A 20,798-nucleotide genomic window follows, 5' to 3' on the forward strand; every position below is an offset into this window, starting at 1 on the left:
AGTGTTTAGAGAACGTAATAAACGCCGACCGACAGCATTGTATGGCGTGGATCACCACCAGAGGGCACGTTGAGCGAGGAGCCGAGTTGCGGATCGGAACCGGTGAAATCGAGAACCGCCTCGTCACCCGTGATTGTCAGGGTCAGCTTCAAGCGGCATGGATTGGCTTCGACCGAATCCTCGTCCGCATAGTCGACGAACTCCCAGGTGCCGTCCGGCATCGACCGCAGAGTTGCCCGCGCCTGCGCCTCGGCATGATCCAGAAGTGCCTCGGCGCCTTCGAGAAATGCCTGTTTTCCGAATTTCTGCACCATGGCGAGGATCTTTCGCTCGCCTGTGTTGAGCGCGCCAACCAGCGCCTTAATGTCGCCGACATTGAGATCGGGCTTGCGCAAGTTGGTCGTCATGATCCTCAGGATGGTCTCGTCGAAGACCCTTTCCCTCACCACCTTCATCGGCGGAAAGCGGATACCCTCCTGATGGATCTCCGTCAGCGCTCGCGAGAGCGAGGCGGGCACTGCGCCGCCCATGTCGGTATTGTGGATATGCCCGCCGGTCCAGGCGATGATCTCGCCGTCATAGCGCGGATCGCCGCCCGGTTCGGCGAACCTGTGCCGTTCGAGGCACGCGGTCCGCAAATGGGTGTCACGGAACCCTTGCCACACCGCATCCTGCCCGTCGTCGGCGCCTGGGGCGGCGACGGCATCGAAGGCTACGTCCGTCAGGCCGAGCGGGGCAACATCGTGTTCGGCGGCGGCGTCGAGCGCACTCACGTTGCGCTCGATCCGGGCCACGCCAAGGCTGATCCGGCGAGCCTGCCGCGCCAGCTTCGCATGCTGCTGCACCCCTGCCCGCGCTGGCGAAGGTCTCAGTCATCCGTACCTGGTCCGGCTGCGAGGGCTATGTCGCTGATGGCCTCCCGGTGATGGGAGCGTCGTCGACCACGCCCGGTTTATTTCACGCTTTCGGCTTCTCAGGCCACGGCTTCCAGCTCGGCCCCGGTGTCGGCGACGTGATGGCCGAGCTTATCACCACGGGATGGACTGAAACGCCGCTACACGATTTTCGCATCGAGCGCTTTGTAGAGGCCCCTTGCGAAGCGCAGTGAGACCTCGAGAAAGCTGTTCTGGAGCGGATGGTGCCATCCGTCGCCTCGATGGGAGTCGAACCATCGAACCATCGAACCGGTCGTCCGGGCGCTGAATGCTGACCTTCATTCAATGGCTTAAGACACCTGCTCCGTGACTCTCTGCACCGAATCAGCACGACTTGAGATGACCTTGCGAATTGCGCTCAGGATAGGATGCTTGATCCCCTCGTCGGCCAACTCTGCAACAAGGGCATCGGCCTCAGGCACAATCCCCTCGGCCATCTGGGCGAGATCGCGAACAAGGATGCGCTGAGCGGCCTTTGTATCCGGCACGATTGTCGTCCAATGTTTCAGCTGGATCGTGTCGGGCACATCGCGACCGCCAATTTTCATCGCGAGCCTCTTCGACAGACGCGGGTAAATGGCTGTGCAGACAGCATCGTAGATCGGTGCCAGATCGGGTGTATCGGAGCCATAAAGCAATGCATAATTCTTACCGTGGGCATCGGCATTGCCCACAAGATAATGGAAGATCAGGCATCCGGATGAACCGTAACCGGTCCGCGACTGGTCGCGCGCAGGCCTGATCGATCAGTGCAAGGGATCGTTTCGTTCCCGGCCCGCCTTCAGCCTCATACTTAAGCTCCGGCGGTACGCTGAGCGCCTGGCAGAAATCCTCTTGGTGGAGCCGTTCGATTTTGCCGTCGACGGTTTTCGTCCGATCATACCGTTCAACCAGGAGAAAAGCAGTGGCTCCGCCGACGCGCATCTCCACACGGGGCACCGGCAGCTTGAGGCGCGCAGCAAGGCCCATGCAGAAATATTCATTCTCCACCGTTCCGTCCAACGCTTGGATAGGTCGACCATCTCTTGCCAAGGCGATGGAAGCGTCATCGACAATGACCGCCAGCTAGTCCTGCGCGTCGGCGAGCGATAGACGAATGCCCTCCTCTCCGCCCAGCAAAGGGCGAGAACGCAGCCTTGTGAGAATTTCATCTAGCCGTTGTGAACTGAGGATTTCGGTGTCGGACTGGCTCGAGACCTCGGGTGCCGTGCCTGCGCGGTAGAGTGATAAAGCACCTGCGCATTCGCCACCTATGACTTCTAGCAACCCGCGAGCATGCCGTCATCAAGCCTGCCGAGTACACCGGCTTTGGTCTCGCGAAAATAGACATCCAACAAGCGAGTCATAACCGCGTACCCTGTCGACGACCAACCGAGAGAACGAGGCCGAGACCCGCAGCGACCTGCAGCGCGCGGCCGATCTGACAGCTCTCTTTTCCGGCCTCAAGCTCACGCAAAAAACGTACGCCAACGCCAATCGCCCCGGCAAGTTGCTCCTGCGGCTCGAGAACCCTGCTGGGCACGATGGCCCTTCAGTCTTGTTCGTCCGCTGAAGAGCAGTATCCCAACGAACTAGGCCCATAGACCGATTTCGAGTGGGAATGCTCAACGGCAAGCTGTCCGCTATTCGTTGGGTACTCGGCGACGAGTGGGGCATGCTAGACACTTACGCCATTTGTAACCGACAATCCCCTATCCTCCCCCATTGAGGTTTGCGTCAAGAGCATGGCTGAGGGAACCTCCTTTCAACACGACCGCCGCGGGAGATCGAATGACCAACGGTCGCACCCCTCAGTTTCCTGTACTCGACTGCTCCAGAGGATTTGTGATTGCCCATCCCCCACCGAGCGCCTCGCACAGTGTGATATAGGCCGTTGCAATCGCCGCCTCGTTCTGCACCAGCTTGTCTTCCGCCGAGTAGAGATCGTCTTGCGCGTCCAGCAGATGGAGGAAGTCCGCAGCGCCGGACTTGTATAGCTCGATCGACTGCGTGACGGCCTGCTTGTAGGCGACAACGCTCCGGCGTAAAGCCATCTGCCGCTGTCGTTCGCGATTGAAGCTGACGAGCGCGTTTTCCACCTCCTCCACCGCGCTCGCCACCGTTTCGCGATACGCTAGATATTGCTCGCGCGCCTGAGAACGCTCGACGTCTACGAGGGCCTTGCGCCGACCGGCGTCGAAAACAGGTACAGTCAGCGACGGGCCGAGCGCCCAGCCGCCACTATCGGTCGAGAGGCCGGCGATGCGTTCGGCGGAAATAGTGATCGAACCGGAAAGCTGCAGGCTTGGATAGAGGTCCGCCTCGCGCACGCCGATATCGGCGACCACGGCCGCCAAGTTTCGTTCTGCACGGCGAATATCTGGCCGGTTGCGCAGGAGATCCGCCGGCAGGCCGGCCGAAATGCTCTGCCGCGGCAACGGCACTGCCCTCCCCTTTGCGAGCTCAGTGCGCATCGTTGCAACCGGAAGGTCGAGCAGCGACGCCAGCCGATTGAGGGAAGCATGCAGCGAGGCTTCAAGCGCGGGAATGTTCGCTTCCGTCGAGGCGGCGCTCCCGACCGCCTGGGAGACGTCCAAGGTGGTGGCTCCACCGGCTTGAAGCTGAGCCTGGACAACGGTGACCGCCTCTCGTTTTCCGTTGAGCGCCCTGCGCGCCACGCTAAGTCGATTTTGGTACCCGCGCGCCTCCACATAGGAAGTGGCGATATCGCCGAGCAGGGCGAGGCGCGCTGCGCTCAGATCCTCCTGCGCCGCTTCCACCGTGGCTCGCGCGCCCTCGCGGCTGCGCCGATACTTGCCGAAGAGATCGATTTCCCAGCCGCTGGCCAACTCTCCGGTCGCGCTCGTCGACGCTGACTTGCCGCTCGTTTTCGTCGTTTCGGATGAAATCGAGCCGTCGACGTCCGGCAATCCTTCGGCTCCGATCGCCTTGGCGTCGGCCTGTGCCTCGCGAACCCGTTCCAGGGCTTGGGCCACGGTCAGGTTCGAGATCAGCCCTTCCGAGATGAGCCGGTTTATCAAGGGATCAGAGAGCGCCTCCCACCAGCGCGTCTCGGGCTCGACAGCAGGCCCCTTTTGCGCCGGTTCCGCGTAGCTGGTGACAAGCGTGGGGTTCAGTGTGGCGTAATCGGGGCCAACCGCGGCACAGCCGCCGAGGAGGCAGACCGCCCCCAATGCGATGGAAGGATGGCGCATGGATCAGCGCTCCTGAGCTTTCACTGATACGCGCGGCTCCGTCCCTTCCGGCAGAAGCTTGCCCAGGAGCCAGCCAAGATTGCGCTGGATGTCGTCGAGGAAAGTGTAGACGACAGGCACATAAACCAGACTGAGGACCGTGGACGACAGAAGTCCACCGATGACGGCGATGGCCATCGGTGCGCGCGTTTCCGCGTCGGCGCCGATCCCAACCGCGATCGGCAGCATGCCGGCGCCCATGGCGATCGACGTCATGACGATCGGCCGCGCGCGCTTGCTCGCCGCATCGAGCAGCGCCTCGATGCGGCCCATGCCACCCTCCTGTTCGGCTTTCAGCGCATATTCGACAAGCAGAATTGAATTCTTGGCGGCTATGCCCATTAGCATCAGCAGTCCGATCAGCGCCGATATCCCGATCGCCTTGCCTGTCAGCAGCAGGAAGCCGAGCGCGCCGCCGACGGAGAGCGGCAGGGCGACAAGGATCGTCACCGGCTGGACAAAGCCGCGGAACAACAGAACGAGCGTCAGATACATGAGCAGGATTCCGGCGCTGATCGCGGTCGCGAAACCCGAGAACAGCTCCTGCATGCGGGCCGTATCGCCGCGCGCCAGCTCGTGGACGCCGTCGGGCGGCGACTGCATCGCCGGCAAGTTGCGGATTGCCGCGCTCGCTTCGCCGAGGGTGATGCCCGACAATTCCGCCTCGATCGTAACACTGCGACTGCGGTCGACACGGCTTATCGTGTTCGGTCCGGCATCGAAGTCGATGTCGGCTATCGCGCCGAGCGGCACGGTACCCTTGGTGCCGGTGAGTGGCAGAACCGCGAGCTTGGAGGGATCATCGATCGCTCCGTCCGGCAGCGTCACGATGATGGATATCTGGCGGTCTCCGAGGTTGAACTTCGGTAGGCTCGCGTCGTTGTCACCAATGGTCGCCACCTTCACCGTCTCGGCGATCTCAGCCGGGGTGATCCCAAGCTCGGATGCGCGCGCATTGTCTGGCCGGATGATCAATTCCGGCTTCGTGTTGGTGGCGGTCGATGTCGGATGCGTCAGCCCCGGGACCGACTGCATTTGTCGGAGCAGCGTATCGCTTGTGGCCCCAAGCGCATCGGGATCGTCGCCGACGAGCGTGACGGACACCTTGGCGCCCGAGGAGCCATCGGCACCGAACTGAATGCGGGCTCCCGGTATATCGGCAAGCTTCGGCGCGGCTTGTGCTTCGAATTCCTGTTGCGAAATGTTGCGCTCGTCCGCCGCCATGAGGTTCACCGTGACTGTCGCCGTGCGGACCTCCGAGGAGGAAGACGATCGGTTCGGGCCGCCGCCCGATTCTGCCGCCGTGCCAACAGAGGCAAAGACGCTGGCGACGACCGGATCGCCCTCAAGCCGGTGGGTAATGTCCTTCACGATGGCCGACGTCTGTTCGATGGTCGAGCCCGGCGCCAGTTCGACCGAAATCACCGACCGGCCGTGGTCCGTCGCCGCCATGAATTCGGTCGGAAGCTGCGTGGCCAGCATGATCGAGCCGGTAAAAAATGCGACACCGGCAAAGAGCGTGGTCCAGCGGTGCCTGAGCGCGATGCGCAGCAGCAAGACGTAGGTCGGCACCCAGGCGGGCGCATCCTCGCTGGCAAGGCCTCCAGCGCGCATCAGATAGGCAGCCATCAGGGGCGTCAACACCCGCGCGACCACGAGCGAGAAGAGCACGGAGACGCAGACGGCGACGGCAAAGGAGAGGAAGAACTTGCCGGGGATCCCCGGCATGAAGGCCACGGGCAAGAAGACGGCGACGATGGTCGCCGTGGTTGCGACAACCGCAGGGCCGATCTCGTCGGCTGCCTCGATCGCCGCGCGGTAAGCGCTGGCACCAGTCTGGCGCATATGGCGGACAATGTTCTCGATCTCGACAATGGCATCGTCGACGAGGATCCCCACCACCAGCGAAAGCGCCAGCAGCGTGATGTTGTTCAGCGATATGTCGAAGGCCCACATCACTGCGAAGGTCGGTATCAAGGACATCGGCATGGCGACTGCCGAAATCAGCGTGGCGCGGATATCGCGCAGGAACAGCCAGACGACGCCGATTGCGAGCAATGCCCCAAGCCACAGGGCTTCCAGGGCCGCATCATAGCTTTCCTCGACGAAGCCGGCAGACGAGGTCACCTCCGTAAGGGTGACGTCAGCGTTTCCGGCGTCGGCCGCGGCAATCGCCGCACGGACCTTTTCGACGACGTCGAGCTCGCTCGAACCGATTGAGCGATAGACGCTGAATGCCACCACTTCCCGGCCGTTCAGGAACGCGGTCTGGCGCGGCTTCTCCCAGCTGTCGACGACTTGTCCGAGATCGGAGAGCTTTACATCGTTGCCGTTGGAGAGCGGCACGCGCGTTTCGGCAAGCGCCTCGACCGTCTTCGCGCTCCCGACGGTTCTGACCGACTGTTCCCGGCCGCCGACATTGGCGCGGCCGCCCGGCTGGTTGACGTTGATCCTGGCAAGTTGCTGGCTGATATCGGCAGCACTGATACCGAGCGCCGCGAGCCTATCCGGATCGAGCTCGACCCGGATCACGCGATCAACGCCCCCGGAACGCTCGATTTTCGATACGCCGTCCACTCCAAGCATCGTCTTGGCGACGTCGTTATCGATGTACCAGCTCAGTTCATCCGATGCCATGGACGGCGCGTCGACCGTGAATGTCAGCACGGAGTTGCCGGTCGCGTTGACGCGCGTGACGACTGGCTCGGTAACACCGTCCGGCAAGTCTGATTGAACCGAAGACACGGCATTGCGCACGTCGTTGGTCGCGGTTTCCGGATCGGTGTCGAGTGTGAACTCGACCGTCGTGGTGGACGAGCCTTCACTGACCGACGTCGAGACGTCGTCAACGCCTTCGAGGCTCGCCACGGCGTTTTCGATGACATGAGCGACTTGGACCTCCATCTCGCTCGGCGCAGCACCCGGCTGCGACACCGTCACCGTTACGGTCGGCAGGTCGATATCAGGCTGATTGTTGATACGAAGCTGCGTGAACCCGTAGAGCCCGGCGATCGTCAAGGACAGAAAGAGGACGATGGTCGGAACAGGGTTGCGGATCGACCAGGAGGAAATGGCGTTCATCGGAGTGTCTCGCTACTCGCGGTGTTTGAGGTGTTGTTTGCCTCGATAGGGCTGACGCGGACCGTGTCGCCGTCCGTCAGGAAACCTGCCCCGGCGGTGACGACGCTTTCCCCGCCCTCCAGGCCTGAAAGGACGGTGACGCGCCCACTGCTGCGCGTGGCGGTTTCAATTGCTCGTGCCGTGACTTTGCCACCATCTCCGACAACGAAAACGGACGACGTGCCGTCTCGCCAGATAAGCGCGCTTTCGGCAACGCTCGGCATGCGGCTTACCGCCGTTTCGATCGAAACGCGTGCGAACATGCCCGGCTTGAGCGCGGAACCGTCGGCGATCGACACGCGCACCGTGCCGAGGCGGGTAGTTGCGTCGACCTTCTCCGCAACAGACGAAACGCTGCCTTGGGATGCCCTGCCGGACGCATCGGTGACTGTCGCTGCCTGCCCAACCGCGACGGATTGCAGGTTCTTTTCGGGAACCTGCACGGCGACTTCGACTCTACCGTCGCGGATGATCTTCATCAGCTCGGTTCCGTTCTGGACGGTCGCACCGACGACCGCAGGCCTCTCGGAAACGACACCATCGAACGGAGCCCGGATCTCGGTCTGTGCCAGTTCCGCCTCTTTCCGCTCGGCAGCCGCTTCGGCCTGGGCGAGCTGGGCGCGACTGGTCTTGAAGGTGGTCGACTTCTCTTCGGCGCTCTCGACACTGATTGCCTTGCTGACCAGGAGTTTCTGCGCGCGCGCAGACGCCGAATGGGCGGACTCCAGCGTCGCGCGTGCCTGCTCGACCGCGGCCCGCTGTTCGGCGAGTTGCGCTTTCAAGAGCGCGCTGTCCAGCCGTGCGACAATCTCGCCGCTGGCGACGTGGTCGCCTTCCTCGACAAGAACTTCCGCCAAACGCAGCCCGCTCGCTTCGGCGCCGATTGTCGCCTCCTGCCAGGCCTCTACCGATCCGGTTGTTGTCACGAAAATGGGGGACGGGTCCGTGCGGACCTTCTCGACGGAGACCGTCAGTGAAGCCTGGGCCGGGACGGGTTCTTTTCCCGGCGCCTCGCTCGTTCGCCCGTAGGCCTTCAGCACCGCCACAGCCGCGACCGGGACTAGGACCGCCGCAACGAGGAGGGATCTTTTAAGTGACGTTCTCATGGGTATTGCTCTTGTCATGGTCTGCATCAGCAAAGAGCCCTTCCGCCTGGGGAAGGCTTCACGGATGGCACACTTTGTGGCCGCCTGCCGGGCTGGCTGCATCCTCCGGCGCACGCCCCCGGCCTCCCGGGTCGAACTCAGGCCCCCAGGGGTGAAGCGCCGAAGCAAGAATTGCTTGCTGTTCAGGGGTCAACGTGGTGCGGAGCGCCGAGATGGCCAACTTGAGCTTCTGCGCTGCCTCCGCGCGCTTGACGAAGTCATCGGCGAGGGCTTCCTCACGTGCAAAAGGCCCCTTCGCAGCGTCCGAAGCGAGTTGGGGCGGGCCGCCAGGAATGGCTTCCGGGCGCGACTCACGCGGATCGAAGTGGCGCGGCCTCGGCGGCGACAGGAGCGCCTGCAGGGCGCTGGTGAAGTCGCGCCATGCGTTCAGTTGCTCGGCACGAATTCCGATGCGTGTCTCGAGGATCGCCAAACAGGCGGCGAGCGCCGCTTCAGGTCGCACATCCAATCCAGGCATCTGGCGCCCAGCTCGCCCCTCGAACCGACGCGGCCCTGGTGGGACGAAGTCGCCATGCCCTGCCCGCTCTAAGGTTTGGCCAGCCTCTTCGACGACTGCAGTCTGTTCGGCGGCCAATGCCGTCTGTGCGGCAGCAACCTGAACCACGGCGATGGACGCGGCGCCAAGCGCCCGAAATCCGTTTCGCATGATGCGTTTCCTTTCCACGTGTCTGTGACGAAGGGAGAGGTAGAACGCATCCATTTCCGGCGTGCTTCGAGCTGTGTCTCAAGGTTTCTCGTTTCAGGAGATTTGTTGCTGAACTTTGCTGGGCGATCGACGGAAACATTCGGTTGCAAATTTCCATGCGAGACCCTTGGCTCGGCCCTATAGTCACGGCTGGTAACAGGGACGGAATGATACGGACGATGCAGACTCAGCCGCATATTCTTGTCGTCGACGACGACGGCGAAATCCGAACCTTGCTTGGACGCTATCTCGATGGGCAGGGATTCCGCGTATCCTCGGCCGCCAACCGCGCAGAATGCGAGATGAGGCTGGCCACGGGCCATTTCGATCTGGTCGTCCTCGACGTCATGCTGCCCGATGGCTCGGGACTGGACATCTGTCGCGCCTTGCGCAATCGCAAGCCGCATATCCCGGTGATCCTGTTGACCGCCCTGAAGGAGGATGTCGACCGCATCATCGGGCTTGAGCTCGGCGCGGACGACTATCTCGGCAAGCCTTTCAACCCGCGTGAGCTCGTCGCGCGCATTCGTGCCGTGCTCCGCCGAGCGGTCATCGGCCGGCACGACGCTCCGACCAAGCGCAGCTGTCATTTTGCCGGATACACGATGGAGCCCGAAACGAGGCAGGTGACAAACGCGGCTGGAGAAAACATCGACCTTACCGGCGCCGAATTCGAACTCCTCCAAGTGTTTATCGAGCGGCCCGGCCGTCTCCTCTCTCGCGATCAACTCCTCGATCTCACCCAGGGACGTGGGCGCGATCCGCTCGACCGGTCGATCGACGTTCTGATGAGCCGGTTGCGGCGCAAACTCGGCGACAACGAAGGATCGCCTCTGTTCAAGACCGTACGGAACGGCGGCTACCAACTGACCGTGCGCGTCGAAGCCGTGGATATGTCCGAATGACCTCGCTCAGAATGCGCATTGCGATCCTGCTGATCGCTTCGATCGTCGGCGTCGTCGGGCTGGCGACGCTCGCAGTTGTAAGTGTTATTCGCGGCCCGGCGCCCGAAGCGACCGTCGAGCCGCTGGCCCGGCAGATCCGACTTCTCACCGAGCTGCTTCCAACCGAAGCAGCAGGCAGACCGCAGCCGGATATTGATCTGCGCGACCGACCGGCCGAAGGCGAAGCGGATGAAAGGGCGACGCAGTTCCTCAACGAATCTTTCAAGAAAAGCGGTAGCGCACTTTCCGCCGTCGTGGCGCGCGCCGTAGGAAGGCCCGGCATCGTGGCGTCCGTTCCGCTTGCGAACGGCCAGTGGCTGATCCTGGATGTTCCCGACTATTCGCCGCCGCGCGATCGCTGGTTGGTGCTGTCGGGCTGGATCATCCTGATTGTGCTCGGCGCCACCGCCGTCTCACTCTACTTTGCTGCCGTGCTCACACGACCCGTGGCGATGCTTGAAAAGGCTGTAGCGCGCATTGGGCCAGACGGCGTTCTTGCCCCCCTCTCGGAAGAGGGCTCGAGCGACGTCCGTGCCACCGCACGTGCCCTCAATCGGCTTTCGTCGCGGCTCAAGTCGGCGATGGAGAGCCGGATGAGGCTCATTGCGGCGGCGGGTCACGATCTGAGAACACCGATGACCCGCATGCGGTTACGCGCCGAGTTCCTGCCAGACGAGAACCGCGAAAATTGGGTGAGAGACCTCGATGAACTCGATCGCATCGCCGACAGTGCCATCAGCCTTGTGCGCGAGGAAATCGACGAAGACAACCTGGAACCCACGGCCTTGGACGGTGCGGTGCTGGGCGTTGTCGAAGAACTCGCCTCCCTCGGCTTGAAAGTGGAGGCGGGCCGCATCGACAAAGTCTCAGTGCGCGCCGGCGGGCTCGGCCTGCGCCGCGCGCTCAGAAACCTGATTGTCAATGCCGCCACCCACGGCCAAGGCTGCCACGTCGACGTCACGGTGGAAAACAACGAGGCGATCATCACGATCGCCGATCGAGGACCCGGTATCCCGTCTGATCTTCTCGACAAGGCCTTCGAGCCCTTCTTCCGTGTCGACCCCGCCCGCCGGCAATCGGTACCTGGAGCAGGTTTGGGACTCGCGATCGCCAAGGAAATTATCGAGCGGAACGGCGGATCGATTACGCTGTCCAATCGGGCAACGGGCGGTCTGCAGCAGAGACTTGTGTTTGATATCGGCTAGTTAGGTGCCAGTTGTGGCGTGCAGCTACCCATGTGAGAGCTACAAGGAAAACGAGGGGCCACTACTGACTTTCAGGCAATCGTGCCTTCGACGATACGAGACTTCAATCCGCCGCCTTGAGTGGAATCGGATTCCAGACCGTGGCTGGCACTATTCTTGCTTTTACTACTCCGAGCCATCTCCGTCGGAGAACCGTCTTAGCGCTTGCGGATTTATGATAGTCACAGAACGATAGGTGTAGTTTACCCAACCTGCCCTTGCGAAACTCCGCATTGCTCTGTTGACCTGCTGCCGTGATGCATTTGCCATGACGCCAAGGTCGCTTTGGGACAACGGGATGGCCATGTCGCCGAGCCAACCTGCGCGCTGAAGCACGGACGCGATTCTGCGTTCGACATTGCGCTTTTGCAGATCATGAATAATACGGACAAGAACATCCACGGTTAAGACTGTGTTCAAACCCACCGCACGCCATACGCCAGGATCCCGTGCCGCCATCTGCTCCAGGGCGTCCAGTGGCACATGCATCATCCAAGCGTCACCAAGAGCTTTCAACTCCACCCTGCGCGGTTGGCCGGTCAGGAAAGGACCTTCACCTGTCCATGCGCCCGCCATTCCGAGATGGATCAGACGCGGGATCGCGTCGGAGGGCGCTGAGTTGATGGTGAGAGAACCGGCAACAAGACCATACATTCCGCCAGGCGCATCGCCATATCGATAGATGATTTGATCGGGAGCGAACTTCTGCAAATGCGCGTGGCGCAGTAGCTCCGTCCGAAATTGCTCGGTCATACTCGCGAGCCAAGGGCCCTGGCTCAGGACCTGTTCTGCCTTTTCCCGTGTCAACTCCAACATGGTCCCTCCACATGCCACGATCCGGAAAGAACGTCTTTCGCTGATCGAAAACAAAATTTCGTAAATTGTCTGGATCCGGACAATCTTTCGTCGCCGCATATGCAGAGTGGGCTCCTCGCCAACGGTCGACGGGGTTACATACAGCTTGAGCTCTTCAATTGCGTCACACTACCGCAGCAAGGAAATACCGCCCGCCTCCGGTGTCTTCACCATGAGCTTTCGACGCGGAGAGCACTCCTACACCGGCCAGCCACCGGAATGGTTCGCAAATAGGTCGACACTCCTGTTACCGAAAGCGCAAACCAGAGCGCGAGCTATGCTCAATGGCGGGGCCAGGTCGATGAAAGCTTGTCGATTAGCGGCGGCAATGTTGATCACTGTCCTGCAGGCTTCGTCCGCGAGCGTTGCGGACCTTCAGCATGCATTCATTGTCCCCGACGCCAAAGCGTCAAGTGAGGGCTGGACCTTTGCGGCAAGCCCTTATTTTTGGGGCGCCGGCATCTCTGGTGATATCGGGCAGTTTGGTCTACCCGCAGTTCATCTTGCGCCGGATTTCGGCGACATGCTGAAGGATCTCGACGTCGGGTTCATGGGGATCGGCGAAGCGCGTTACGATCGGTTCAGCGTCTTTGGTGACGTCATCTACACCAAGGTGTCGTCGCAGGCTGCCACTCCGCTTGGCATAGCCGCGGGACAGGTCGACACCAGGTCGGAGACATTCGCCGGACTCGTCGGTGCGGGTTATGCCGTCTTTCAGGATGGCCGCAGCAACATCGACGTCGTGGCCGGTGCGCGCGTCTGGCACGCGAGCACGGAAATCTCCTCTTCCGGCGGCCTTCTGGGTGGTGTTTCGGGTCGTGACAGCGCCACATGGGTGGACGCCATGGCGGGCTTTCGCGGCCGGTATTTCCTGACGGACCACTTCTATCTCAGCGCCTGGGGTCTGGTTGGGGCCGGACAGGCCGATCTTGACTGGGATCTCGCAGCCGGCGTCGGTTACGAGTTCAGCGACAGGATCTCAACCATCGCTGGGTATCGCGCACTCGGTGTCGATTACAATCACGACCGCTTTATCTTCGACACGGTGCAGCAAGGTCCGATCCTCGGACTGGTCGTGCGCTTCTGACGTTCGGCGTTCAATCCGCATCTTTCCATTTCAACTTTGGTGGGTTCCCATGTCTCTTGCAAAATTGAGCCTCTCGACGATTGCGGCGGCAGCACTGCTTGCTGCGCTTCCGGCTTCTGCCGACCCAATCTTTGTCAACAGCGACAACTTCGTGCGCGCTGAGAGCGACCTCTACTTCTCCGGCATCGCCGCGAACGGTGGCTTCGGGAAGTTCGATCACACGCGCGAAATGGCACCGCTCGACAAGCAGACAATCATCCGTCTGAACCGGGACACTCTTTATTCTTCCGCCGTATTCGATCTCGATGCGGGACCTGTGACGATTGACGTGCCGGATACCGACGGCCGGTTCGTTTCGCTTCTGGTGATCGACCAGGACCACTATGCCCATGGCGTATACTATGGTGCTGGCTCGTACACGTTGACGCGCAACGACATAGGTACTCGCTATGTCGTGGCTGCCTTTCGCTTTTTTGCTGATCCCAATAGCTCCGAAGACATGAAGAAGGTTCATGCGCTTCAAGATGCGATAACGGTCAAGCAGTCAGCAGAGGGTAGTTTCGAGATCCCGGAGTGGGACGGCAAAAGCCGTGACAAGATCCGCCGCGCGCTCTTGGATCTCGGCGCGCTGCTCCCAACTACCGCGAATATGTTTGGGCCGCGCGACGAAGTAGATCCGGTCCGGCATCTGATTGGAGCGGCACTTGGATGGGGTGGAAACCCGGACAAGGAAGCGCTCTATCTCAACGTGACGCCGGAAAAGAACGACGGCAAGAACATCTACCAGCTGACGGTGAAGGATGTTCCCGTAAAAGACTTCTGGTCCGTCACGGTCTATAACAAGGAGGGCTTCTTTACTCCCAACGAGTTCAATGCCTACTCCCTGAATAACGTGACCGCGGAGAAGAGCCAGGATGGCTCAATCACGATCCAGTTCGGAGGCTGCGATGGCAAAGTCGCCAACTGCCTGCCGACGCCTGAAGGATGGAACTACATGGTCCGCCTTTATCGGCCCCAGATGCAAGTCCTCGACGGAAGCTGGAAGTTCCCGGTTGCGGAGGAAGTGAAAAGATGAAGCGCCGCACCTTTTTGCAAGGCACCACTGCACTGATGCTGCTGCCGTCACTTCCGGCTTTCGCGCAGGATGACATCAGGGCGATCGCCCGTGAGGCGTATATTTACACTATCCGATGGTGAAGAACTACCTCACCATGTATCAATACGCGCTGAAACCGGGCGGCAGCCAATATAAGGGGCCACTCAACACTCTGGTCAGCATCGCCAGGGTCTACACGCCTGAAGATACTGCAATCATCACGCCGAATTCCGACACGCCCTATTCCTTCATCGTCTTCGATCTGAGAGCTGAACCTGTCGTCGTGACGATGCCGCCGATCGAGAAGGACCGCTACTATTCGCTGCAACTCATCGACCTCTACACCAACAATGTTGACTATCCGGGTACCCGGGTCGACGGCAATGACGGCGGCGATTTTCTGATCACCGGCCCCGGCTGGAAAGGCGATATACCGAAGGGTATCAAGCGCGTGATCGAAATGCCGACCACGCTCGCCATAGGTATCATCAGGACGCAGCTCTCCTCGCCCGACGATCTCGATAAGGTGAAAGAGATCCAGGCGGGCTACAAGGCCGCGCTGCTGTCAGCCTATGCGGAAACGCCGGCTTCGGCTCCGCCGCCATCCGGTGATTGGGTGCCCATCTCGGACGAGTTGATGGTTACAAACTACTGGTCACTTGCCGCCTTCCTGTTGCAGTTCGCTCCACCTTATTCGGGTGATGAGGCGCAGCGGGCAAACCTTGCCAAACTTGGTATTCGTGAAAGAGTGGTGTGGCCCGGAGCGGATCTTCCACCAGAAACTGTAACGCTCATTAATGACGTGGCGGTCGCGACCGAAAAGGAGATTCGCGACGAGGCTGCCCGGCTGACGGATTCGTCTAAAATATTCGGTACGCCCGAATTCATGAAGGGCCGGTTCATGGTCCGCGCCGCCGCGGCGCAAGGCGGCATCTACGGTAACTCCGTGCAGGAGGCGCTTTATGTCATCTATGCCTTCGACGCACAGAAGGCGCCACTTGACGGTCGGACAGGAAGATACACTCTGACCTTCACGCCCGAGACGCTGCCACCGGTTGACGCCTTTTGGTCGCTAACCATGTATGACAGGCCCAAGCAATTCCTTGTCGACAACCCCATCGACCGTTACCTGATCAACTCGCCGACGTTTGCCGGACTCAAGAAGAGCGACAACGGCCAGATCGTCCTCTACCTGCAGCACGAAAGCCCAGGACCGGAGCTGGAATCGAACTGGCTCCCCGCCCCGAGCGAAATCTTCTATGCGGTCATGAGGCTCTATCTGCCTAGGGCGGAGGCGTTGGACGGGCGTTGGACACCGCCCCCGATCGAAGCCCTTCCGTGACAAATGTAGATCAAGGCGACCTTCGATCGCGTGGCCGATCAATCCGCAAACAGGATTGACGAACTCCTTCCCAGGAACCCGCTCCCCTGCGGTCAACCGCGCCACGCTTACGCATCGGCCCAGTCCAGTTGATACCTTATTCGATCCTAGTTCGCACAAATCGGAAACAAGCACAGCACGATGCCCGTGAAGTCTTCCCTCGACGGCAAGAGCAAGCGCCTTCTTTTGCTGGAGATCAGGAGCTGTATCTATTAGCGCCAGACGAATCCGAAAGGCGCGTTCTTCTGGAGTTGCTAGACCTTGAGAACGAAAAGCTGGCTGCGGCGCTTGCGGCACAAGCGAAATTGCTGCCTGCTTCGGCGTAGAGGGTCTAACCAACACTCGCAGTAGGGATGCCGGCTGGAACCACATCCCGGCCCGTGAAAAAAGTGCGACGTGGCAGCATGATAAAGATTACATCTGGTTCTCGCGGGTGCTCGCGAAAAGTTGGAGGATTGGCGTCGACCCCACAACGGGATCGGCCGCATTCGGCGATCGGTTGCGCAGCATCCCGCTCAAGTCGGATTCTCCAACCGGAAGTACCGCGCTTTCACCATCTCTGTGGCCAGGATGTATCCGAGCACGATGACGACGATGGCGGCTAGCTGGGCCGTTGAGAGCGGTACGAACCCGAACACCGACGGCAGGCCTCCAAGGAACGGGATGGCGAAAGTCGCGATGACCACCGCAACGGTCGACCCCAAGAGCAACTGGCTGGGTTTGCTGCGGAAAGCGGGCTTGTGGGTGCGCAAGACGAGCACCACCGCCAGTTCCGTCAGTAGCGAGATCATGAACCACGACGTCTGAAAGGTCGCCTCATTCGCATGAAAAACGAGGAGCAGGACGCCGAAGGTCAAGAGATCGAAGACTGAACTGATCAGCCCGAAGACGATCATGAATTTCCGAATGTCCTTGATGTTCCAACGCTGCGGACGCAGCACCCGCTCCGGATCGACGTTATCACTGGAGATCGCGATCGAGGGCACGTCGGAGAGGAAATTGTTGAGAAGGATCTGCTTGGCTGCGAGCGGCAGGAACGGCAACAGAGGTGTCGCCAGCGCCATGCTGATCATGTTGCCGAAATTCGCGCTGGTCGTGATCGAAATATATTTCAGCGTGTTGGCGAATGTCTGCCGGCCATCTTCAACGCCGGTGCGGAGGACGTCCAGGTCGCGGCTCAAGAGGATGATGTCGGCGCTCTCGCGCGCAACGTCGACCGCCTCTTCGACGGAGATACCGACATCGGCCGCATGAAGAGCCGGCGCGTCATTGATCCCGTCGCCGAGATAGCCGACCGAGTGCCCGGTCCGCTGGAGTGCGCGTACGATCCGTTCCTTCTGCTGGGGATCGATCTCGACGAAGAGGTCGGTTCGCGGCGCGAGGTGCCATAGCGCCTCGTCTTTCAATGTCGCCAGCTTTTCGCCGGTGAGCATGGATTTGGCGTCCAGTCCGACAGCCTCGGCGAGATGAGCAGTTACATAGCGATTGTCGCCGCTGATCACCTTGATGCGGATGCCAAGACGGTTGAGGTCATGGATCGTACGTTTCGCATCCGCCTTGGGTGGGTCATAGAAGACAAGGAAGCCGCAAAAGGTCATCTCGCGTTCGTCGTCACGGTCGTAGTCCGCCTCTATTGCGACCCTGCGGGTGGCAACCGCGAGAACCCGAAATCCTTCGGCGCCGCTGGCTTTAAACAAGGTCTCGAGTTCTGCCCGCGCTTTGGCATCCAGCGGAACCTCGACGCCATCGCGGTCGAACGAGGAGCAAATGTCGAGCACGCTCGAAAACGCCCCCTTGGTCACGGACAGATGCTGGGTTGATGCTGCCCCCTCCGCCACGACGATGGTCAGCCGACGCCGCATGAAGTCGTAGGGGATCTCGTCGATCTTGATCAGACCGCTCGTCGTCAGGCCGGCGCCCTCGCCTGCCGCCACAATCGCCGCATCCAGCGGGTTCTTGATCCCGGTCTCGAAAGCCGCATTCAGGAAGGCGAGCCGTCGAACCTCTTTCGAAGGACGGCCGGCAGCGTCCAGCACATCGCTCAGAACGATGGTGCCCTCGGTCAGCGTGCCGGTCTTGTCGGTACACAGGATGTCCATGCTGCCAAGATTCTCGATAGCGTCGAGCCGCCGCACGATGACGCCACGCTTGCTCATTGCGCGTGCGCCAGCCGAGAGGGTGACGCTGATGATGGCTGGCAAAAGTTCCGGGGACAGTCCGACAGCCAAAGCCACGGCGAATAGCAGCGACTCGACTACCGGACGATCGAGCAGGAAGTTCACAGTCAGCACGAACAGGACGATCACGACCATCACCCGAATGAGCAGGTAACCGAACTGGCGCACGCCGCGGGCGAAGTCGGCTTCAGGCTGACGTGCCCGCAACCTAGCGGCAATCGCGCCGAACTCGGTTCGACGGCCTGTCTTGACCGCAAGCACCTTTGCCGTACCGCTGCGCACCGATGCGCCCAGGAATACCGAATTTGTCCGCTCCGTGATGGGCGCGTCCGGCCTGACGGTCCCCGGGCGCTTCTCGACCGGGAAGGACTCGCCGGTCATGCTTGCCTCGGTGACGAGGAAGTCCGCCGCATCGATCACAACGCCATCCGCTGGAACGAGATTACCAGCCGACAACAGAATGAGATCACCGGGAACGATCGTGCTGACCGAGACTTGTTGCTCCGCTCCATCGCGAACGACGCGGCAGGTCAGTGCGAGGCGTTTCTTCAGTTCCTCGACTGCGGTGGACGCCCGGTACTCGTGAAAGAAACTCAGCAGCGAGCTTCCCATTACGATGGCCAGAATGATGCCGGCATCGACCCATTGCTGCAGCACCAGAGAGATCGCTGCGGCGAAGGCCAGGATGAGAACAAGAGGGCTTTCGAACTGACGCAGCAGGAGTCGTAGGGCATTCAGATGCACCGCATCCTCGACGCTGTTGGGGCCGACAAGGGCAAGCTGAGCGGCAGCGCCATCGGAGGTGAGACCGACCGGGCCGGATCCGAGAGACGCCGCTAACGCGGTCCGGTCCTGGCTCCAGTAGGGAGCGTCGGCACTTGCCTCGCCCATCCAAAGGTCCGATCATCATGAGCTCTTGGTGCAAAGAATTCTTATCTTACGCCAATAAAAGCGATGTCGCACCGGCAGAAGTCCGACAACAGTCGAACAGCGAACACGGCTCCGCATCTCGGTTTCGTGGGACAATTCTGCTTCCGTCCATATGTCATGACGAGCGCGAAATTGTCCCAAGCAACTCGCGGCGTCCGCTTTCCCGGAGAAGCGGCTCTTCGTCGATTGATGTTGTTGGGTCAGCAACGGGTCAGAACTACCGGTTCAGGCTGCGCGGCGGAAAAGGCAGAGGGGGTCGAACCGCGCCGATCTGGCAGCGGCGAAACTCCTATCGTAATCAATGCCTTACACGGCCATCTCGCCGAATACGGGCATGTCGTGGCACAGGGGCCAGCCCATGTCGCAAAGCTGATCGATCAGATCGAGGATCGAGAAAGCGACCTGCCGGATGCGGCCCGGCTGACGCTCTCTGTGTCGGTCGATACATTGCGTTTGCTCGAAGACAGGATTGGTCTGCTTGATGAGGAGATCACCCGCCGGGCTCGAGAGGACGAGGACGTGCGGCGGCTTCAGACGATCCCTGACGTAGGGCCGATCACGGCCACGGCCCTAACCGCACTGGCCCCGAACGCGGCCGCCTTTGCCAAGGGACGAGACTTTGCCGCCTGGCTCGGCCTCACGCCGTTGCAGCGATCGACTGGAGGCGGGCAGAAGCTGGGCGCGACATCGAAAATGGGTGAGCGAACTCTGCGCCGCCTTTTGATCATCGGAGCCAGCGCCGTAGTCCGCCATGCGGCGCGACGCTGAGCTCCGGACGGTTCGTGGCTCGGGCGCATGCTCGCCCGAAAGCCACGCATGCTCGTGGCCGTTGCCCTCGCCAACAAGATGGCCCGCATCGTTTGGGCTCTCATGACGAGGGGTGGTCACTACAAAGCTCCTGCCGTGGCGGCGTAGCCGTGCACGACAGGAGGTCGTCGAGAACGTAGGACGGTCGAAAGAAGGTATGGCGCAACAGTCGATGAGAGACGGGGTTGGAAAGCCAGTCATTGGGATAGCGCCACGAGCGCGCATCTGTTTTTGGCTCCGATCCGCGAACTCCCATACGGGCCCGCGACAAACGAAAGGTCGCATCAGAGGCCGGACAGATGTCAGCACCCGACTACGCGCTGCAGTGCCGACCAAAGATTCTTCTTGCGTTTCCCGGGGCGTCCACAGATGCCCCAATAATGCACAGGGGTTTTCCGGCGCGGGATCAACAGCACGGCTGCTAATATTCTTGACGTGCCGTAGCCGGACCCTCGCGCCGTAGCGACGGAATTACTAATCCTGCGCGGGCCGCGCGGTATTGGAGGGCGCATGAGCTTGTTGGAACTGGGGCGTGCTCGGCTGGCCATGGTGCTGCCAGGCCATCGCGAGCGGGGTGCAATGGACCATCGCATCCATTTCGAGGCCTACGCATTGGCATCGACGACACTCGACAATCTCGAGCGAAAGATGACGAGGCGTGAGGACTTGATACATGAGTACCGTCAGATCTGCCTAGATTTGCAGGCGGAAGTGGTGACGATGCGCACGCTGAGAACGGGATAAGTCGTAACGCCGTCTGCATCGTGCGAGAGACAAGCGCCACAGGCGCATACTGCGCTTGTTCCCTAATTTAAGGAGTGGAATTGCCTGCGTTCTGTTGCCACTGGTTGCGCGTCCCGCTTACCGCGATGCGGGGGGCGCGTAGGGATCTGGGAGAGAGGCCGCGAGTGCAGCCTCTCACCCTTGATGGTTCGTTTACAGGAAGATTCGACCGCCGCCCGACTTCAACTTTGACCATCCACGGCGCAACCGCGGGAGCATTCACGAGTATGCCCTTCCTCTTTGCAAATCGGCGGAACCTTTTCTCCGTGGTACCGAGGTAAGCTTGCGGATCGTGCCTCGAAGACCGGCATTTCTTTTGAGGCACAGCTCGCCATCGAGACGAACAATGTTCCCT

18 protein-coding genes and 2 pseudogenes are annotated in these 20,798 nt (G+C 61.0%); 10 read left to right on the forward strand and 10 right to left on the reverse strand.

The window, feature by feature from the left end; genetic code table 11:
- Positions 1-5: 5 nt before the first annotated feature.
- Positions 6-665 carry a hydantoinase B/oxoprolinase family protein gene (locus tag ABIE33_RS31685; protein WP_429132455.1) on the reverse strand — a complete coding sequence of 220 codons (660 nt, stop codon included), beginning with the start codon at positions 663-665 and terminating at the stop codon, positions 6-8.
- Between ABIE33_RS31685 and ABIE33_RS31690 the strand changes: the two are divergent.
- A pseudogene (locus ABIE33_RS31690) lies at positions 582-1,108 on the forward strand (NAD(P)/FAD-dependent oxidoreductase); the annotation flags it as partial. The gene ABIE33_RS31685 and the pseudogene ABIE33_RS31690 sit on opposite strands and share 84 nt — an antisense overlap.
- A gap of 117 nt (positions 1,109-1,225) precedes the next feature.
- Here ABIE33_RS31690 and ABIE33_RS31695 read toward each other — a convergent pair.
- Both ABIE33_RS31695 and ABIE33_RS31700 read right to left on the reverse strand, forming a co-directional pair.
- Positions 1,226-1,609, reverse strand: coding sequence for a HipA domain-containing protein (locus ABIE33_RS31695; protein WP_429132457.1), 384 nt, complete (start codon positions 1,607-1,609; stop codon positions 1,226-1,228).
- Positions 1,584-1,880, reverse strand: a complete 297-nt coding sequence (locus tag ABIE33_RS31700) for a HipA domain-containing protein (protein ID WP_429132517.1) — start codon at positions 1,878-1,880, stop codon at positions 1,584-1,586. The genes ABIE33_RS31695 and ABIE33_RS31700 overlap by 26 nt, the downstream gene beginning before the upstream one ends.
- Here ABIE33_RS31700 and ABIE33_RS31705 point away from each other — a divergent pair.
- Positions 1,770-2,027: a hypothetical protein gene (locus tag ABIE33_RS31705; protein WP_429132523.1), complete on the forward strand. Its 258-nt coding sequence runs from the start codon at positions 1,770-1,772 to the stop codon at positions 2,025-2,027. The genes ABIE33_RS31700 and ABIE33_RS31705 overlap by 111 nt on opposite strands.
- 250 nt (positions 2,028-2,277) lie before the next feature.
- Here the strand turns inward: ABIE33_RS31705 and ABIE33_RS31710 are convergent, their stop codons facing one another.
- From ABIE33_RS31710 to ABIE33_RS31730, 5 genes are all read right to left on the reverse strand, one after another.
- Positions 2,278-2,460, reverse strand: coding sequence for a hypothetical protein (locus tag ABIE33_RS31710; protein WP_429132519.1), 183 nt, complete (start codon positions 2,458-2,460; stop codon positions 2,278-2,280).
- Positions 2,461-2,725: 265 nt separating this feature from the next.
- Positions 2,726-4,129 (reverse strand): efflux transporter outer membrane subunit, encoded by a 1,404-nt coding sequence (locus ABIE33_RS31715; RefSeq protein WP_429132459.1) that lies wholly within the window; start codon positions 4,127-4,129, stop codon positions 2,726-2,728.
- A 3-nt stretch (positions 4,130-4,132) separates the two neighbouring features.
- Positions 4,133-7,249, reverse strand: a complete 3,117-nt coding sequence (locus ABIE33_RS31720) for an efflux RND transporter permease subunit (RefSeq protein WP_429132461.1) — start codon at positions 7,247-7,249, stop codon at positions 4,133-4,135.
- The gene (locus ABIE33_RS31725) at positions 7,246-8,394 is read right to left on the reverse strand and encodes an efflux RND transporter periplasmic adaptor subunit (RefSeq protein ID WP_429132464.1); all 1,149 of its coding nucleotides are present in this window, start codon (positions 8,392-8,394) and stop codon (positions 7,246-7,248) included. Before ABIE33_RS31725 ends, ABIE33_RS31720 begins: the two co-directional genes overlap by 4 nt.
- A 58-nt stretch (positions 8,395-8,452) precedes the next feature.
- The gene (locus tag ABIE33_RS31730) at positions 8,453-9,100 is read right to left on the reverse strand and encodes a Spy/CpxP family protein refolding chaperone (protein WP_429132466.1); all 648 of its coding nucleotides are present in this window, start codon (positions 9,098-9,100) and stop codon (positions 8,453-8,455) included.
- Positions 9,101-9,318: 218 nt separating this feature from the next.
- Between ABIE33_RS31730 and ABIE33_RS31735 the strand changes: the two genes are divergently transcribed.
- On the forward strand, positions 9,319-10,044 hold the full coding sequence (locus ABIE33_RS31735) for a response regulator (RefSeq protein WP_429132468.1): 726 nt from the start codon (positions 9,319-9,321) through the stop codon (positions 10,042-10,044).
- Positions 10,041-11,288 carry an ATP-binding protein gene (locus ABIE33_RS31740; RefSeq protein WP_429132470.1) on the forward strand — a complete coding sequence of 416 codons (1,248 nt, stop codon included), beginning with the start codon at positions 10,041-10,043 and terminating at the stop codon, positions 11,286-11,288. Before ABIE33_RS31735 ends, ABIE33_RS31740 begins: the two co-directional genes overlap by 4 nt.
- A 165-nt stretch (positions 11,289-11,453) precedes the next feature.
- Here the strand turns inward: ABIE33_RS31740 and ABIE33_RS31745 are convergent, their stop codons facing one another.
- A complete protein-coding gene (locus ABIE33_RS31745; RefSeq protein WP_429132473.1) occupies positions 11,454-12,143 on the reverse strand; it encodes a Crp/Fnr family transcriptional regulator in 690 nt (229 codons plus the stop codon).
- Positions 12,144-12,483: 340 nt separating this feature from the next.
- Between ABIE33_RS31745 and ABIE33_RS31750 the strand changes: the two genes are divergently transcribed.
- From ABIE33_RS31750 to ABIE33_RS31765, 4 genes are read left to right on the forward strand one after another with little or no spacing between them, the layout of a single operon-like run.
- A complete protein-coding gene (locus tag ABIE33_RS31750; RefSeq protein WP_429132476.1) occupies positions 12,484-13,269 on the forward strand; it encodes a hypothetical protein in 786 nt (261 codons plus the stop codon).
- A gap of 49 nt (positions 13,270-13,318) precedes the next feature.
- Positions 13,319-14,344, forward strand: coding sequence for a DUF1214 domain-containing protein (locus ABIE33_RS31755; RefSeq protein ID WP_429132521.1), 1,026 nt, complete (start codon positions 13,319-13,321; stop codon positions 14,342-14,344).
- Entirely contained in the window at positions 14,341-14,466 is a 126-nt protein-coding gene (locus ABIE33_RS31760; RefSeq protein ID WP_429132479.1) for a hypothetical protein, read from the forward strand. The genes ABIE33_RS31755 and ABIE33_RS31760 overlap by 4 nt, the downstream gene beginning before the upstream one ends.
- Positions 14,460-15,707 carry a DUF1254 domain-containing protein gene (locus tag ABIE33_RS31765; RefSeq protein WP_429132481.1) on the forward strand — a complete coding sequence of 416 codons (1,248 nt, stop codon included), beginning with the start codon at positions 14,460-14,462 and terminating at the stop codon, positions 15,705-15,707. The genes ABIE33_RS31760 and ABIE33_RS31765 overlap by 7 nt, the downstream gene beginning before the upstream one ends.
- A 554-nt stretch (positions 15,708-16,261) precedes the next feature.
- On the opposite strand, the gene mgtA is transcribed toward ABIE33_RS31765, so the two are convergent.
- Positions 16,262-18,814 (reverse strand): magnesium-translocating P-type ATPase, encoded by a 2,553-nt coding sequence (gene mgtA / locus ABIE33_RS31770; RefSeq protein ID WP_429132483.1) that lies wholly within the window; start codon positions 18,812-18,814, stop codon positions 16,262-16,264.
- 336 nt (positions 18,815-19,150) lie between these two features.
- Between mgtA and ABIE33_RS31775 the strand changes: the two are divergent.
- Both ABIE33_RS31775 and ABIE33_RS31780 read left to right on the forward strand, forming a co-directional pair.
- A pseudogene (locus ABIE33_RS31775) lies at positions 19,151-19,768 on the forward strand (IS110 family transposase); the annotation flags it as partial.
- A gap of 402 nt (positions 19,769-20,170) precedes the next feature.
- Positions 20,171-20,404, forward strand: a complete 234-nt coding sequence (locus ABIE33_RS31780; RefSeq protein WP_429132486.1) for a hypothetical protein — start codon at positions 20,171-20,173, stop codon at positions 20,402-20,404.
- The last annotated feature ends 394 nt before the right edge of the window (positions 20,405-20,798 follow it).

The organism is Ensifer sp. 4252 (assembly GCF_050434565.1).
In the GTDB taxonomy this organism is placed as follows: Bacteria; Pseudomonadota; Alphaproteobacteria; order Rhizobiales; family Rhizobiaceae; genus Ensifer.